This window comes from Pseudoalteromonas sp. SG45-1 (genome assembly GCF_014164135.1).
Lineage (GTDB): Bacteria > Pseudomonadota > Gammaproteobacteria > Enterobacterales > Alteromonadaceae > Pseudoalteromonas > Pseudoalteromonas distincta.
In genome coordinates this window covers 33847-49670 of record NZ_JACJEP010000001.1, presented here as the reverse complement: position 1 = coordinate 49670, position 15824 = coordinate 33847, and the positions used below count along the sequence as shown (strand labels likewise).

At 39.2% G+C, this 15824-nt stretch carries 16 protein-coding genes; 7 read left to right on the top strand and 9 right to left on the bottom strand.

All coding sequences use genetic code 11. The features are described 5' to 3' along the window. The first annotated feature begins 8 nt into the window (after nt 1–8). The 5 genes from metK (at nt 9) to serA (ending at nt 4444) form a co-directional block, all read left to right on the top strand. Entirely contained in the window at nt 9–1160 is a 1152-nt protein-coding gene (gene metK / locus H5117_RS00250; RefSeq protein WP_002958976.1) for a methionine adenosyltransferase, read from the top strand. A 175-nt stretch (nt 1161–1335) separates the two neighbouring features. Beyond that, nucleotides 1336–1893: a hypothetical protein gene (locus H5117_RS00245; RefSeq protein ID WP_182735920.1), complete on the top strand. Its 558-nt coding sequence runs from the start codon at nt 1336–1338 to the stop codon at nt 1891–1893. 8 nt (nt 1894–1901) lie between these two features. Further along, a complete protein-coding gene (locus H5117_RS00240) occupies nt 1902–2498 on the top strand; it encodes a 5-formyltetrahydrofolate cyclo-ligase (protein ID WP_182735919.1) in 597 nt (198 codons plus the stop codon). Nucleotides 2499–2551: 53 nt separating this feature from the next. Further along, nucleotides 2552–3205, top strand: a complete 654-nt coding sequence (rpiA, locus tag H5117_RS00235) for a ribose-5-phosphate isomerase RpiA (protein WP_002958979.1) — start codon at nt 2552–2554, stop codon at nt 3203–3205. A gap of 9 nt (nt 3206–3214) precedes the next feature. Beyond that, on the top strand, nt 3215–4444 hold the full coding sequence (gene serA, locus H5117_RS00230) for a phosphoglycerate dehydrogenase (protein ID WP_024595232.1): 1230 nt from the start codon (nt 3215–3217) through the stop codon (nt 4442–4444). A 52-nt stretch (nt 4445–4496) separates the two neighbouring features. On the opposite strand, the gene panP is transcribed toward serA, so the two are convergent. After that, nucleotides 4497–6122 carry a pyridoxal-dependent aspartate 1-decarboxylase PanP gene (gene panP, locus H5117_RS00225; RefSeq protein WP_002958981.1) on the bottom strand — a complete coding sequence of 542 codons (1626 nt, stop codon included), beginning with the start codon at nt 6120–6122 and terminating at the stop codon, nt 4497–4499. 532 nt (nt 6123–6654) lie between these two features. Here panP and H5117_RS00220 point away from each other — a divergent pair. Beyond that, a complete protein-coding gene (locus H5117_RS00220; RefSeq protein WP_182735918.1) occupies nt 6655–8535 on the top strand; it encodes a GGDEF domain-containing protein in 1881 nt (626 codons plus the stop codon). Nucleotides 8536–8801: 266 nt separating this feature from the next. Here H5117_RS00220 and H5117_RS00215 read toward each other — a convergent pair whose 3' ends face one another. From H5117_RS00215 to folB, 8 genes are all read right to left on the bottom strand, one after another. Further along, complete coding sequence (locus H5117_RS00215) at nt 8802–9479, bottom strand: tRNA (guanosine(46)-N(7))-methyltransferase TrmB (RefSeq protein WP_024603594.1); 678 nt, start codon at nt 9477–9479, stop codon at nt 8802–8804. Next, nucleotides 9479–10246, bottom strand: a complete 768-nt coding sequence (locus tag H5117_RS00210) for an ABC transporter permease (protein ID WP_002961025.1) — start codon at nt 10244–10246, stop codon at nt 9479–9481. Before H5117_RS00210 ends, H5117_RS00215 begins: the two co-directional genes overlap by 1 nt. Continuing rightward, nucleotides 10247–11176: an ABC transporter ATP-binding protein gene (locus H5117_RS00205; protein WP_024595485.1), complete on the bottom strand. Its 930-nt coding sequence runs from the start codon at nt 11174–11176 to the stop codon at nt 10247–10249. It abuts the gene before it with no gap. Beyond that, on the bottom strand, nt 11176–11796 hold the full coding sequence (locus H5117_RS00200) for a flavin prenyltransferase UbiX (protein ID WP_002961027.1): 621 nt from the start codon (nt 11794–11796) through the stop codon (nt 11176–11178). The genes H5117_RS00205 and H5117_RS00200 overlap by 1 nt, the downstream gene beginning before the upstream one ends. Before the next feature lies 1 nt (nt 11797). Next, nucleotides 11798–13153, bottom strand: a complete 1356-nt coding sequence (gene mpl / locus H5117_RS00195; protein ID WP_182735917.1) for a UDP-N-acetylmuramate:L-alanyl-gamma-D-glutamyl-meso-diaminopimelate ligase — start codon at nt 13151–13153, stop codon at nt 11798–11800. A gap of 175 nt (nt 13154–13328) precedes the next feature. Continuing rightward, on the bottom strand, nt 13329–14129 hold the full coding sequence (locus tag H5117_RS00190) for an undecaprenyl-diphosphate phosphatase (protein ID WP_149603106.1): 801 nt from the start codon (nt 14127–14129) through the stop codon (nt 13329–13331). Then, on the bottom strand, nt 14126–14614 hold the full coding sequence (folK, locus tag H5117_RS00185; RefSeq protein WP_024595488.1) for a 2-amino-4-hydroxy-6-hydroxymethyldihydropteridine diphosphokinase: 489 nt from the start codon (nt 14612–14614) through the stop codon (nt 14126–14128). The genes H5117_RS00190 and folK overlap by 4 nt, the downstream gene beginning before the upstream one ends. Next, nucleotides 14615–14974, bottom strand: a complete 360-nt coding sequence (gene folB, locus H5117_RS00180) for a dihydroneopterin aldolase (protein WP_024604056.1) — start codon at nt 14972–14974, stop codon at nt 14615–14617. A gap of 230 nt (nt 14975–15204) precedes the next feature. Between folB and plsY the strand changes: the two genes are divergently transcribed. Continuing rightward, nucleotides 15205–15816 carry a glycerol-3-phosphate 1-O-acyltransferase PlsY gene (plsY, locus tag H5117_RS00175; RefSeq protein ID WP_182735916.1) on the top strand — a complete coding sequence of 204 codons (612 nt, stop codon included), beginning with the start codon at nt 15205–15207 and terminating at the stop codon, nt 15814–15816. Nucleotides 15817–15824 lie beyond the last annotated feature (8 nt).

The following is a 15824-nucleotide window of genomic DNA, read 5'->3' as shown; positions in this document are numbered from 1 at the left end:
GAAATACAATGGCAAAACATTTATTTACTTCTGAATCAGTTTCTGAAGGTCATCCGGATAAAATCGCCGATCAAATCTCTGATGCGGTACTTGATGCTATCCTAGAGCAAGACTCTCATGCCCGTGTTGCGTGCGAAACTTACGTAAAAACAGGTATGGTTATGGTTGGTGGTGAAATCACTACTAGCGCATGGGTTGATATTGAAGAAATTACACGTAAAACAGTACGTGAAATTGGCTACACGCATTCAGACATGGGTTTCGATGCAGATTCATGTGCAATTTTAAACACTATTGGTAAACAGTCTCCTGACATTAACCAAGGTGTTGACCGTACTAGCCCAGAAGAACAAGGTGCTGGCGACCAAGGTCTTATGTTTGGTTACGCATGTAACGAAACAGAAGTGCTAATGCCTGCGCCAATTACTTACTCACACCGTTTAGTACAGCGCCAAGCGCAAGTACGTAAAAGCGGCGAGCTTAACTGGTTACGTCCAGATGCAAAATCTCAAGTTACTTTTGCATACGAAAATGGTAAGCCAGTAGGTATTGATGCAGTAGTACTATCTACTCAGCACAGCGAAGACATTTCGCAAAAAGATTTAGTAGAAGCGGTGATGGAAACTATCATCAAGCCGGTACTTCCTGCAGAGCTTATTACAAGCGCGACTAAATTTTTCATTAACCCAACGGGTCGCTTTGTAATTGGCGGACCAATGGGCGATTGTGGTCTAACAGGTCGTAAAATCATCGTTGATACATACGGTGGTATGGCTCGTCACGGTGGTGGTGCTTTCTCTGGTAAAGATCCATCAAAAGTTGACCGCTCAGCTGCATACGCTGCACGTTACGTTGCTAAAAACGTAGTTGCGGCTGGCCTTGCTGATAAATGTGAATTACAAGTTTCTTACGCAATCGGTGTTGCAGAGCCTACATCTATCAGCGTTGAAACGTTTGGTACAAGCAAGTTAGAAGAAAGCCGTTTAATCGAGCTTATTCGTGAACACTTTGACCTGCGCCCTTACGGCTTAATTCAAATGCTTGATTTAGAGCGCCCTATCTACCTTCCTACAGCGGCTTACGGCCACTTTGGTCGTGACGAATTCCCTTGGGAACGTACAGATAAAGCTGATGCACTTCGTGCAGCTGCTGGCCTTTAAGCTGAAAGTGTTGAAGAAAATTAAAAACGGCCCTTAATAGGGCCGTTTTTGTGTCTAAAACTTATCAGTTACATTGTTTGTAGTGCGTCTACAAAATAACTATAAAATCGACCTCGAATTCTTTTGTACTTTAGGTATATACTCACTTCATTATAAAAGCTTTAGGGATAGTTAAATGGCCGATAACTTTCGCGTTATATTTGCAGGACTTGCCGATAACGTTGACATAAAAACAGCGTGCGCAAACTTAGCTGCAAAATTAAAAACCTCAGATGAAAAAGTAGCTCTTTTTTTTAAAGGTAAGCCGCTGTTTGCGCCAAGCGATAAAGACAAAGCGTTAAAACAGACTAAGTTATTAGCAAGCCTAGGTATTAAAAGTAAGCTGCAAGCTGTTTCAAATGCGATTCAAAATAGCTCCCCCGCAGCTGCAAATAACAACCAACGTGATGAACGTATTTTTGATGCACTAGATTACATCACTAGCAGCTTAATACGCCTTGAAGAAAAGCTAGATGAGCTAGAGCAACGCCTTCCTGAAGCTCAATTAAATACATCAGACGAAAGTGTAGACGAATGGCAAAATGATGACCTAATGCTAGATGAGGATTTAGCGACTCCTAAAAAACACAGTAACTTACTTTTATATTCATTGATTGCAACTGCCACCATCTTGCTAGTCGTACTGGCTGTTTTTTTGATTTTTCCCGATTTATTCTCTTTTAAAAATGGCTAATTAGTTTAATGAGCAATAAACGCGCACAAATAAGAGCTGAAATTCGTAACACCCGTAAAAACTTGTCAAATAATCAGCAAATAATTGCTGCGCAATCGCTAAAAATGAATTTTATTCAACACTTAAAAAGCGAAAATACAACGAATTCAAAGCATATTGCCATTTATTTAAGTAACGACGGAGAACTAGACACTTCATTGTTAATTAAAGAATTATGGAACTTAAACCACGTTGTTTATCTACCTATAATACACCCATTCAATGGCGCTAATTTACTATTTCAGCGCTATGAGAAAAACTCACCCATGAGAGCAAATCGCTATGGTATCTTGGAGCCTAAGCTGAACTGCTCTCAAATATGCCCATTACCAGTGCTTGATTACCTCCTTTTGCCATTAGTTGCATTTGATAAACAAGGTAATCGCCTAGGAATGGGAGGTGGGTTTTACGACCGGACATTGGCACGTTTACATGAACAAAATTGGCAAAAACCACAACTAATTGGCCTTGCACATGAATGCCAAAAAGTTGAGGCCTTACCAATCGAGTCGTGGGATGTACCACTTAAAACCATTATCACCCCAGATAAAACATACTGTTGGTAACAATTAAATTTGATTACTAACCGCATATTTCTGACATACATGAGCGCAAAGCAATGACACAAGACGAATTAAAAAAAGCAGCTGCTTGGGCAGCACTCGAGTTTGTAAAAGAAAACACCATTGTCGGTGTGGGTACAGGCTCTACTGTTAATCACTTTATTGATGCCCTTGGCTCAGTAAAGGACACTATTGTAGGCGCTGTATCAAGCTCAGAAGCGTCAACTGCACGTTTGGAAGCGTTAGGTATTGAAGTGTTTGAACTTAATAACGTTGATGCTTTAGATGTATACGTTGACGGCGCTGACGAAATAAACGCTCAAAACGAAATGATTAAAGGCGGCGGCGCAGCGCTAACACGTGAAAAAATAGTAGCAGCAGTTGCAAAACAGTTTGTGTGTATTGTTGATGACACAAAGCTGGTAGATACATTGGGTGACTTCCCGCTTCCGGTAGAAGTTATTCCAATGGCGCGCAGCTACGTTGCACGAGAATTATTAAAACTTGGTGGTGACCCTGTTTATCGCCAAGGCGTAGTTACCGATAATGGTAACGTTATATTAGATGTATTTAACTTAAAAATTACCAATGCCAAACAACTTGAAACACAAATAAATTCAATTGTTGGCGTAGTTACCAACGGGCTATTTGCGATGCGAGGTGCTGATAAAGTGATTATCGGTACCAAAAATGGGCCACAAATTAAATAGGATGAGGTTATGAGTAAGGTATCGTTAGCAAAAGACAAAATTAAAATTCTCTTGCTTGAAGGTGTTCACCAAAGCGCTGTTGAAACGCTAAAACGTAACGGTTACAGCAATATCGACTACGTTAAAACATCCTTACCTGAGGACGAGCTTAAAGAGCGCATTAAAGATGTTCACTTTGTAGGACTTCGTTCTCGTACTCATATTAACCAAGCTGTATTAGACTCAGCTGAAAAGCTAGTTGCTATTGGTTGTTTTTGTATTGGTACAAACCAAGTTGATTTAGATGCAGCACGCGAACGTGGTATTGCTGTATTTAACGCTCCATTTTCTAATACTCGTTCAGTTGCTGAACTTGTACTTGGCGAAATTCTACTTTTATTACGTGGTATTCCAGAGCGTAATGCAGCGGCTCATCGTGGTGGCTGGTTAAAAACAGCAAATGGTTCGTTTGAAGCACGTGGTAAAACATTAGGTATTATTGGCTACGGTCACATTGGTACTCAGCTAGGTATTATGGCTGAAAATATCGGTATGAACGTGGAGTTTTACGATATCGAAGATAAGTTATCACTGGGCAATGCAACACAAGTTCATAACCTTACTCAGCTGTTACAACGCTCTGATATTATTAGCTTACATGTACCAGAAACACCGCAAACTAAAAACCTTATTGGTACAGCAGAACTTGCTGTTATGAAGCAGGGGTCTATTTTGATCAATGCATCACGCGGAACTGTTGTTGATATTGATGCTCTTGCAGAAGCGCTTACAGAGAAAAAACTAAGTGGTGCAGCAATCGATGTGTTCCCTACTGAGCCAAAATCTAACGATGAAGAATTTGTATCGCCACTGCGCCAATTCGACAATGTTATTTTAACGCCGCACATTGGTGGTTCTACACAAGAAGCGCAAGAAAACATTGGTATTGAAGTAGCGGGTAAATTGGCTAAATATTCAGATAATGGCTCAACTATTACTGCGGTTAACTTCCCTGAAGTATCGCTACCTGAGCTTGCTAATCGTAGCCGTTTATTACACGTACACCACAACCGCCCAGGTGTACTAACGCAAATTAACCAAGCGTTTGCACAGCACGGTATTAATATTGCTGCGCAATACCTACAAACAGACGCATCTATTGGTTATGTAGTTATTGATGTTGATACAGATCAATCTGAAGTAGCACTTAAAGAACTGAGCGCTGTTGAGGGTACAATTAGAGCACGTATTTTACATTAACCATTCTTTGATATTAAAAAAGGGTCCTTATGGACCCTTTTTTGTATTTAGATTACATATACTTTCTCAAGTATTTTTTGAATACCGGATCTGTTGCAGCCAACTCTTTTTGCTCAGCTAATATCTCTTTTAAAATAGCGCCTGAGGTAAGCGGGTTAGCAAGAACCACTCTAAATACAACCGTTGGTTGATTGTCGTATTTAGAAGGCGTTAAGCGTGTACGTGATACAAATGAGCGACCAGACTCGCGTTGACGCTTTTGCATACTGGCAGTAAAACGGTTCAGTGAAGCAAAAATATCTAACCGAGTTGCAGCATCTGCATCGGCTATTGCTTGTTTAATTTGCTTAGGTACATAACGATACGTTAATAAGCACAACTCAGGCTCCGAAATAAGCTCAAAGTCTTCATCAGCCTTAATTAAATCAGCAAAGTAATGTGCTTTTTTGATGCTTCGATCAATCAGCATTTCGTAACCTTTACGACCAATAACACGTAAGCAAGCATGTACTAACATTGCCATACCAGGTCGGCTGCCTTCAAGCGTGTGGCTACCTAAGTCTTTTGAACCTTTACGTAATATATACTCAGCGTGATGCTCTATTGCATCAGTTGCAGCGGGGTCTTTAAATAAAACCAAACCCGCTCCCATTGGTACATACATTTGTTTATGTGCATCGATGGTAATTGAATCTGCTCGCTCAATCCCTTTTAGTAAAGGACGGTGCGTACTCGATAAAAGGGTCGCTCCCCCCCATGCTGCATCTACATGAAAATGGCAGTTAATGTCTTGTGCTAAGTCGGCCATTTCATCAAGTGGGTCAATATTACCGGTTTCGGTTGTCCCCGCGACCCCAATAATCGCCATTACTTTAATACCTTGCGCTTCAAGCTCACGTGCTTTTTCGCGCATAGCTGTTACATCGACTTTATTATTTTCACAGGTTTTAATACCAATTAAGTTATCGCGACCAATGCCGAGTAAATCAACCGATTTACCTAACGAGTAATGCCCGCGTTCTGATATTAATACCGCTAAACCTTTATAACCGTAATGCAGCATACCAGCAATTAAGCCTTGTGCACCTATACCTCTAAAATCGCCATCAGGTTTTAATAAGCGGTTTCGCGCAATCCAAAGCGCAGTAATATTAGCAACCGTACCACCAGAGCAAAATGCACCTAATGAGGTTTTAGCACTGTGCATCCATTTAGAATAAAATGAGTCTTCTTGCCCATAAGCTAAATGATGCATCATCCCAAGCACTTGACGCTCAAGAGGCGTAAACGCTTTAGATGTTTCTATTTTTACTAGATTTTGATTTAGCCCTACCATCAATTTTGACAGCGGTAATAAAAAGTGCGGCAAGGCAGAGGTCATGTGACCAATAAAACTAGGCGCAGCTGTATGCACAGAATGTGCAACAAGTTGCTCCATTATGTCTTGGGCATAAGCAGAGACAAACGTTGGATCTTCTGGGATCACTGCCGATTGAAAATCTTTTTCTATTTCATGTAATGGTTTTTCAATTGCCGCTATATTTTCGTTTAGAAAACCTGCTAAATTACTCGAAATTTCAAGCTCGATTTTGCTTAAAGTTGAGTCTGGCGCTTCAGGTACAGTAAATATACGCTTAAGGCTTTCTTTAGAGGCGACGGCACAACGCTTTTGATCCATCTTAATACCTAGTGTGTGTGTAGCTAAAACACGCGCTTACCGATCAAAAACGCCTACTTATTAGGACATTTGGAGCAATCGTGTTTCTTTAAAAATTGCGCTAACTTTACTGCAATATAACTAAAATGTCTCGTTTAAACCTATAAAAGCAATCAAAGCGATGACAAAAAAATGATAATTTAGGGTCTATTTATCTTTCAAGGTTAAATTTTCAGCAGCCTGTTTGGTATTTAGGCAAGGCAGCGCCTATGTAGTGTGGTTATTCCCCATAAATAGGCGATAACGTAGCATTAATGCCAAACAGGCGCTGCCCAAAGGGTTCTGCCTAGGGTCTATTTACTCTTTGTTGCTCGGTTTTTACTTAGACCACTAGGTTACAAATCTCGCGCCGCGATTAAATCCCCCCTAGTTTGAACAAATTATAATCCGCAAAGATAAACAGACCCTAATTAAAACTCTACCAAACCTAATTATTTATTGGGCATTTACTTATTTTGGGTATAATAAATTTGATAACAAAAAAGGGACACATATGCCAGAAGGAAGAGTCAAAGTTAGTTGGATAGTGGCAGGCTTTAGCTTGTTTTTAATAAGCTTGCTAACCTACGTTTACTACACTTACCAAACCACGCGTGCTGAAATAATGCAGTCGGTTGATAATCGCTTACTTAATGCCGCCACCAGCGTTAAACATATTTTAGGTGACGATTATTTAAGTGCGGTTAATCAAGGCGATAATATAAGTTTTTCTTACTATCAAGATAAAAGTAAACAACTCTCTGAGTTTGCTCAAGCACTTGATATTGCTTATGTCTATTCAATGATTTTAAAAGACGGTAAGGTGCTTTTTAGCTCATCAAGCTACACGCAAGGCGATCAGAATAATGGCAAGGTAACTCAATTTTTAGATCTCTACCCTGAAGCTACCGATGCAAATATAAGTGCTTTTTATTCAACAGAGCCAGTATTTGAAATATCGAGCGATCAGTGGGGCCACTTTAAAACAATTTTTATTCCTTACGTTGACCCAATCAACGGCAATACCTATTTAACGGGTGCCGATATAACTATTTATGATTTAAACGAGAAACTTAAAGAAAGCGTATCAAAAGCAGCTGCAATGGCTAGCTTCTTCTTTTTTATCGCGATACTCGTTGCCGCCATATATATTTATTTACTAAAACGGTCTTTAGCAACTGACTCAAGTACTGGTTTTTCAAATCATATTGCACTTGAGTACTTTATTAAAAAAAGTAATGCTCATCACATGCAATTAGCCGTTATTTGGGTTAATGAAATAGAAGATATAAACAGTTTTTATGGCACTGAAGTGGGTGACAAGGTAATGAAAAACTTACTTATTCACTTTAAACTTAGAAGCTCTACGCATTGCCATATATACAGACTAGCAACAAATAAAATAGTATTACTCGCGCCTAAGGAAATGAGTAATGACGAATTTACCGACCTCGTAAAAACATATAACTTTAATACACCGGTATTAACTGACCCTTTTATCTACATAACCCTATGTGCAGGTATTGCCAGTGGTAATAAATCGCTACTACTTGAAAACGCTCATATAGCAGCGCTGCAAGCTAAACAAGGCAGGCATAGTGTAGTTAACTACTCAAAAGCGCTACACGATGTAAAAACGCAATATCAATACAATGTAGAAATGGCTAAAGAAGTGCGAGAAGCGTTTGATAACAATCGTATAGTGCCTTACTTTCAACCCATTATTGACACAAATACCAATAAGGTCGTTCAATACGAATGTTTAGCTCGAATGGTAACAGCGCAAGGGGAAGTATTAAAACCTGATGCATTTTTAAATGTTGTTACCCGCTCAAGAATGGACGGAATACTTACCCGTACTATATTTTCACAATGTGTTAGTCGCTTTAGAAAAACCGATATTTGCTGGAGTTTAAATATAACAGCACAAGATATGCTCGACCCTAATTTAAGTGAGTTTATTGCGGACGAACTTAAGCGCTACCCGCATCCTGGTAATATCACATTAGAGCTTTTAGAAACCCAAGCTATTGCCAACTTCTCTGAAGTAAAAGCATTTATTGGCATGGTTAAAACGAAAGGCGTTAAGGTTATTATTGATGACTTTGGTAGTGGTTATTCAAATATATCAAACGTACTTAAGCTTGAAGTAGATGGTATTAAATTAGATGGCGCACTAATAAAGCAAATAGTGAATGACAAAGATATCTACTTGTTTATTGAGCATATAGCCAGCTTTGCTAATCAACTTGGTTTACAATTAATGGCAGAGTCGGTAGAAAATACAACCATAGTAACCGCACTTAAAAAGGCGAATGTGACACTAATGCAAGGCAATTATTTTGCCCACCCAGTGCCACATGTTAATACGGTTACAGAAGAATTAGCACTTTGACTTACTTTAACCAGGGCGTGTTGATCTTTGTGGATTGAAATTTGTTCAATCTAGGGGCGATTAAATCGCGGCGCGAGGTTTGTAACCTAGTGGGCTAAGTAAAAACTGAGCAACAAAGAGTTAATCGTCCCTAGAAAGAACCCAAAGGGCAGCACATGTTTGGTCTTTATGCTGCGTTATCGCCTATTTATGGGGAATAACCACACTACATAGGCTCCGCCTTGCCTAAAAACCAAACATGCTTCTGCAAAATCAATCACGAAAGGTCAACACGCCCTAGGTAAGTTTATAACGAGTCGGTGGCTTTGCTGGCCACTGGCCCAGTATTTACGCTCAAAAGGCGTAATTGCATCGTCTGACTCATAAAGTGTTACATCGCAAGGGTTGCCTGTTAATTCAAGCGCCCGAGCAAACTCCTTAACGTAAATATCCCAATTGCTGCGCACTTCTAATTTTCCACCTAACTTAACGATAAATGGAAAAATAGCTGCGCCATGCCAGCGCCTACGAATATGCTTAGATTTAGGCCACGGGTTTGGATACAACAAATAATGGTGCGTAGGTTGCCAATTGGCGGCTACCGCTAAACGCCAAAAGTCATTTAAATCTGCTTGCACTAAGATGTACTGACCACTGTCGGTTTGCTTATATTCAACATCATGCTTATCTAATCGGTGCGAAGATTTATCAATTCCAACTATAAGTGCATCAGGGTGGCGCTTAGCTAAGTTAGCTGAGCTTTCACCCACGCCACAACACGAGTCCAAAATAAGCGGGCCACTAAAGGCTTGTACTTTAGCATTAACCTCGTCAAATGCAGTTTGCGTATGCGCTGCTATTGGCTTTTTAAATTCAGCATCTAAGTGCTTATTTACTATTTCATCAAGCTTTTCGTGAATACCCGCTTGATTAGATACAATACTACGTGAATTTGCATCACTCATTAGTGTCTTAGCCCCACACCTTTTTTAATTAAAGTTAGCGCTAAAGTAAATAACACCGTAATAAACACCAAAATAACACCTAGCGCTACACTTAAATCAACATCCGACACACCTAAAAAGCCATAGCGAAATGCATTTACCATGTAAATAATAGGATTTATTTGCGATACGTTTTGCCAAAATTCTGGCAATAACGTTATTGAATAAAATACACCGCCTAAGTAAGTTAATGGCGTTAGTATAAAGGTGGGAATAATGCTTATATCGTCAAAGCTATTTGCGTAAATTGCATTAATTAAACCACCTAAAGCAAACACAGCTGAGGTTAAAATAACGGTCGCCATAATTACAAAAATATTATGAATTTGAATATCAACAAATAACAACGATACACAAGTAACTATAAAGCCCACCATAATACCGCGCGTCATACCGCCGCCCATATAACCCAGTACAATGATGTAATTAGGCACAGGTGCAACTAAAAGCTCTTCAATGCTTTTTTGAAATTTTGTTGAGTAAAAACTAGAGGCTACGTTGGAATAGGAATTAGTAATAACCGACATCATTATAAGGCCAGGTACAATAAACTCCATATAACTAAAGCCGCCCATATCACCAATACGTGAACCAATTAAGTTACCAAAAATAACAAAATATAAGCTCATCGTAATTGCTGGCGGCACTAAGGTTTGTACCCAGATACGTAAAAAACGAATACACTCTTTAATCCATAAACTCTTTAAGGCTACGCCATATTTAAACATTTATTCGCCCCGCCCTTGCTCTAGTAATCCTACAAATAACTCTTCTAGTCTGTTTGCTTTATTTCGCATACTCAATACTGTATTTCCTTGGGTTGTTAATGCGCTAAATACCGCATTTAAGCCCTGTGATTTAGCGACTTCTACTTCAACAGTATGATCGTCCGTCATCGTAAACTTATAACCTTCAAGCGTGACAGGGTTTGCTGGCATTTTTAAATCTAAAATAAAGGTTTCTTTATCAAGTTTTGCAAGCAGTGCTTTAATGGTGGTGTTTTCAACAATTCGACCAGAATCAATAATCGCTATGTTTTTACACAGTAACTCAGCTTCTTCAAGGTAGTGTGTGGTTAAAATAATAGTAACGCCTTGCTCATTTATTTGGCGTAAAAAATCCCACATTGAACGACGAAGTTCAATGTCTACACCCGCTGTTGGCTCATCAAGTATAAGTAATTTTGGCTCGTGCATAAGGGCGCGTGCAATCATTAATCGACGTTTCATTCCGCCTGAAAGCGTACGTGCTTGCTTGTCTTTTTTCTCTAACAAACCCAGCTGCGCTAAATATTTATCAGCACGTTTATGGGCTTCACCACGTGGCACACCATAATAACCGGCTTGGTTAACCAGTATTTGGCTAAGCGTTTCAAACTGGCTAAAGTTAAACTCTTGCGGCACTAGGCCTAAATGCGCTTTTGCAGCTTCTAAATCAGTATCAATATCACAGCCAAAAACTTCTACTTTGCCTTTTGTTTTATTAACAAGTGACGAAATAACACCAATAGTGGTTGATTTACCGGCTCCATTTGGACCAAGCAAAGCGAAAAAATCGCCCTCTTCAACTTGTAAATCAACGCCTTTAATTGCCTCAACACCATTTTTATAAACCTTGGTAAGGCCTTCTATATTTAAAGCAATATTTTGCTTATTCATTACTTACCCTCACCATAACCCCAACGTTTTGTTAGGTTATGCTCAATATTTAAATGATCTAAAATTCTCGCCACCATAAAATCAACTAAGTCTTCGATACTTTGTGGCTTATGATAAAAACCAGGGGCGGCTGGCATAATTGTTACCCCTAAACGAGATAACTTAAGCATGTTTTCTAAATGAATTTCGTTAAATGGTGTTTCGCGAGGCACTAAAATGAGCTGTCCGCGTTCTTTAATTACCACATCAGCGGCGCGTTCTAATAAATTATCAGACGCCCCCACTGCAATTGCAGAAACCGATCCGGCACTACATGGGCATACTACCATTTTTTTAGGAGCAGCAGAGCCCGAAGCCACAGGACTAAACCAGTTATCTTTACCGTATACTTTTAGTTGTTCAGGTTTGGCATTAAACAGCGTACTTAACTGCTCTGTGGCTTTATCTTCATTACCAGAGAGCTTAATATTTGATTCTGTATCAAGCACCACGCGTGCTGCACTTGAAATGAGAACGTAGACCTGAAATTGCTGCTCTAGTAATACTTCAAGTAACCTAAGCCCATAAGGCGCACCCGATGCACCACTAAATGCGAGCGTAATTCTATCTTTAAATTGCACACTATTCTCCGCTGTATTTATCAGCTAAGCCATCAACAAGGTGTTGATGAAGGCCATTAAAACCACCATTGCTCATAATTAAAATATGTTGATTAGGCTCAATATTTTCAAGCACTGTATCAATAATTGTTTGTGTGCTGTTAAAGCACTGCATGCCTGCTTTATCTGCTTGCTCTTTTAGCGACCAATTTAGATTCTCTGGTTCAAAAAGGAGTACGTTGTCAGCATCACGCAGTGAATCTAATAATGTATATTGGTGCACGCCCATTTTCATGGTGTTTGAGCGCGGCTCTAAAATAGCGATAATTTTTTCATCGCCTACTTTTGCGCGCAATCCTGCAAGCGTAGTTTTAATTGCTGTTGGGTGATGCGCAAAGTCGTCATACACTTTAATATTATTTATATCCGCCTTTAGCTCCATACGCCTTTTAGGGCTAATAAACTCTCCTAAAGCATCAATACTATGATCAATGGCTATACCCACATGGCGCGCTGCTGCGATAGTCATAATCGCATTTTTAACGTTATGCTCGCCTATTGCTTGCCAACAGACAGTGCCCTGCTTTTCGCCATTAAGTAATACATTAAACTCACTTCCATCGGCTTTTATTAATTCATAGCTCCAATCATCGCCTAGCGTTTCGCTTTCGCTCCAAAGCCCTTGTGCTATTACGTCATTAAGCGCTACGTCTTGCTTTGGCCAAATTACCTTGCCGCTTTGAGGTAATGTACGCATTAAGTGATGAAATTGTTTTTTTATTGCGTTTAAATCTTCAAAAATATCAGCGTGATCGAATTCAAGATTATTTAAGATAAGTGTACGCGGGAGGTAATGCACAAACTTACTGCGCTTATCAAAAAAAGCAGTATCGTATTCATCGGCTTCAATAACAAAAAATGGCGTTTCACCCACTTTTGCCGATACACCAAAATTTTGCACTATGCCGCCAATTAAAAACCCTGGTTTTAAACCTGCGTACTCTAACACCCACGCGAGCATACTTGCTGTGGTTGTTTTACCATGCGTACCAGCAACCGCAAGTACCCAAGAATCTTGCAGTAAGTTATGCTTAAGCCATTCAGGGCCTGAAGTATAAGGCAGACCTTTATCAAGCACATATTCAACACATGGGTTACCCCGGCTCATTGCATTACCAATAACGACCATATCTGGCTTTGGCTCTAATTGAGATACGTCGTAGCCTTGAGTTAGTTCAATGCCAAGCTCTTCAAGTTGCGTACTCATTGGTGGGTAAACGTTCTGATCAGAACCCGTTACTTTATGACCCAACGATTTAGCAATGGCTGCAATACCGCCCATAAACGTGCCACAAATACCCAAAATATGTATATGCATATACTTTCCTTAAATCGTATGCTCACTTTACAGCTATGCAAAGTTTAATGGCGCTATAATGCCAAAATTCGTGCTTAGTTACCATTGCGAGTAAGCATTTCACTCGTGCCAAAATGACCACTTGATAATAAAAAAGCCTTCTTAATTAGAAGGCTTTTTTATTAGTCATTATTTGCTACATCATTAAAAATACTATTAAACCTACACCGAGCAATAAACGATATATCACAAATGGCAACATGCCCATTCGCTCTATTACTTTTAAAAACATAAATATACATGCATAAGCCGATAAGAACGATAGCACTACACCTAGTAATAATGTATTCCAATCAACCACATGGTCACCCAAAGCAAGCTCTGCAGTATAATAAAGCCCCATCATAGAAATAATTGGAATTGCCAGTAAGAACGAAAAACGCGCTGCGCTTTGCTTATTCATTCCAAGCATTAAACCAGCAGTCATCGTGATACCTGAGCGAGAAGTTCCCGGGATCATTGCAACAGCTTGTGCAAAACCAATAATAAGTGCTGTTTTCCAATTAAGCTGATAAATAGTTTTAATTTGCTTACCTTTTGCATCCGCGTACCAAAGCAATAAACCAAACACAATTGTGGTAGTAGCAATTACCCAAGCGCTTCGTAGGTACAACTCTATAAAGTCTTTTAAAAGTAAGCCTAAAATAGCGGCAGGCACAGTGCCTAAAATTATCCACCAACCTAGCTTACTATCATCAGTAGTACCCTGTGCTCCAAAGGATTTAAACCACGCACTGAGTATGTCGACGACCTCTTTGCGAAAATAAATAACAACGGCAATTAAAGTACCAACATGTACTGCCACGTCAAACGCAAGCCCTTGATCTTCCCAGCCTAAAATTTGCGATGGGAGAATTAAGTGCGCAGAACTAGATATTGGTAAAAACTCAGTAAATCCCTGTATGAGGGCTAAAATAATTATTTCGATGATACTCATGGGTTAGAAAACTCCACCTTCCATAGCTTTTGTTGAGGGTTATTATATTCATTCCATAACTGCGCAATCGTTTGTTTAGCAACAGGATGATAGAAATCTGGGGCAACCTCGCTAAGAGGTTGTAATACAAATGCGTTTTTAGTTATTTCATCTCGTGGTAATTGCGCTGGGGAGTCGCAAATTACATCATCATAAAACAGTAAATCTAAATCGAGCGTTCGTGGACTAAACTTTTTATCGTTCGCTGTGCGTCCATTATCACGCTCTATTTGTTTTAATAAAGCGCATACATCAACAAGCGACATATCAGTTGTAGCGCCAACGACTGAATTATAAAAATTATTGCCAGCAAACCCTACTGCTTCACTTTCAAAAACAGACGAGTGTACAATATGTTCAAAGTGCTGCTTAAGTGCAATTAATGCACATTGTATATAATGCGCTTTATTTATATTTGACCCTAGGCTGATATAAATTTGAGCCATTTAGTCAGTTGCCTTAACACGTGTAATTTCAACACCTACAGTTTGCGCTTGTGCTACTGCTGCTGGTTTACTTACTCTTATAGTAACTTGTGGAGTATTAAACTCGCTTAAAATAATATGCGCTAATTGTTCAACTAAAGTTTCTAGCAACTCTACAGGTTTTAAAGTGCAGTGCTCAATAACTCGCTCACTTACTTTTGAGTAATCCAGTGCTAAATTAATATCGTCATTTTCAGCTGCAGGCTTAATATCGCTTAGCATTTCAATATCAAAATAAAGGCTCTGTTTACTTTCTTTTTCAAAGTCGTACACTCCAATAATAGTGTCGACGTGCAATTGAGATATAAAAACCTTATCCATTGATACTCCAAATAACAACAAACTACTAAGCAACTATACTAAGCATCAATAAAATTAATACTGTATATGGTTTAGCCAGTGTTTAAATATGTAAAAATAACTTCTACAATAGCAAAATAACTAAACTAGCTATTAAATAGCCTGTTAATAATTTTTACGATAAATTTTGCTGTCAATAATAGCCTAAAAGCACTATCAATTGGTATAGCAATTAAAAAATAAGGAAGCGCGTGTTAGCCTCTATAATGTTTGTTTTAGCTTATTTACTTGGGTCGATTTCGTCGGCTATTTTAGTGTCGCGGTTGTTCAAACTTCCAGACCCTCGTAATAGTGGTTCTAACAACCCAGGAGCTACAAATGTTTATAGATTAGGCGGAGCATTTCCGGCTTGCTTGGTTCTGGTGTTTGATATTTTAAAAGGCACTATTCCGGTATGGGGGGCTTATTTTTTAGAAGTTGAACCTTTAGAGCTTGGTTTAGTCGCAGTAGCTGCTTGTTTAGGCCATATGTACCCACTGTTTTTTAGCTTCAAAGGCGGTAAAGCCGTAGCAACGGCATTTGGCTCATTATTACCTATTGGCTTATCATTGGCTGGTTTACTTGTGTGTACTTGGTTAGTTATAGTGGCAATAACACGCTATTCATCACTGGCAGCGCTTGTAGCTGTATCTTTAGCGCCCTTGTATACATGGCTAATAAAGCCACTTTATACTCTTCCCGTTACTTTTATCACGCTGTTAATTATATTTCGTCACCGTACTAATATTATTCGATTATTTAGTGGGGAAGAACCAAAAGTGGGTGCTAAAAAAGCACCCACCGATGAAAACAAAAATATCTAAAATATGAT

Bases quoted from the DNA above. Each gene is read 5' to 3' on its own strand.
- metK (WP_002958976.1), top strand. From the start codon at position 9: ATGGCAAAACATTTATTTACTTCTGAATCAGTTTCTGAAGGTCATCCG.
- H5117_RS00245 (WP_182735920.1), top strand. From the start codon at position 1,336: ATGGCCGATAACTTTCGCGTTATATTTGCAGGACTTGCCGATAACGTT.
- H5117_RS00240 (WP_182735919.1), top strand. From the start codon at position 1,902: ATGAGCAATAAACGCGCACAAATAAGAGCTGAAATTCGTAACACCCGT.
- rpiA (WP_002958979.1), top strand. From the start codon at position 2,552: ATGACACAAGACGAATTAAAAAAAGCAGCTGCTTGGGCAGCACTCGAG.
- serA (WP_024595232.1), top strand. From the start codon at position 3,215: ATGAGTAAGGTATCGTTAGCAAAAGACAAAATTAAAATTCTCTTGCTT.
- panP (WP_002958981.1), bottom strand. From the start codon at position 6,122: ATGGATCAAAAGCGTTGTGCCGTCGCCTCTAAAGAAAGCCTTAAGCGT.
- H5117_RS00220 (WP_182735918.1), top strand. From the start codon at position 6,655: ATGCCAGAAGGAAGAGTCAAAGTTAGTTGGATAGTGGCAGGCTTTAGC.
- H5117_RS00215 (WP_024603594.1), bottom strand. From the start codon at position 9,479: ATGAGTGATGCAAATTCACGTAGTATTGTATCTAATCAAGCGGGTATT.
- H5117_RS00210 (WP_002961025.1), bottom strand. From the start codon at position 10,246: ATGTTTAAATATGGCGTAGCCTTAAAGAGTTTATGGATTAAAGAGTGT.
- H5117_RS00205 (WP_024595485.1), bottom strand. From the start codon at position 11,176: ATGAATAAGCAAAATATTGCTTTAAATATAGAAGGCCTTACCAAGGTT.
- mpl (WP_182735917.1), bottom strand. From the start codon at position 13,153: ATGCATATACATATTTTGGGTATTTGTGGCACGTTTATGGGCGGTATT.
- H5117_RS00190 (WP_149603106.1), bottom strand. From the start codon at position 14,129: ATGAGTATCATCGAAATAATTATTTTAGCCCTCATACAGGGATTTACT.
- folK (WP_024595488.1), bottom strand. From the start codon at position 14,614: ATGGCTCAAATTTATATCAGCCTAGGGTCAAATATAAATAAAGCGCAT.
- folB (WP_024604056.1), bottom strand. From the start codon at position 14,974: ATGGATAAGGTTTTTATATCTCAATTGCACGTCGACACTATTATTGGA.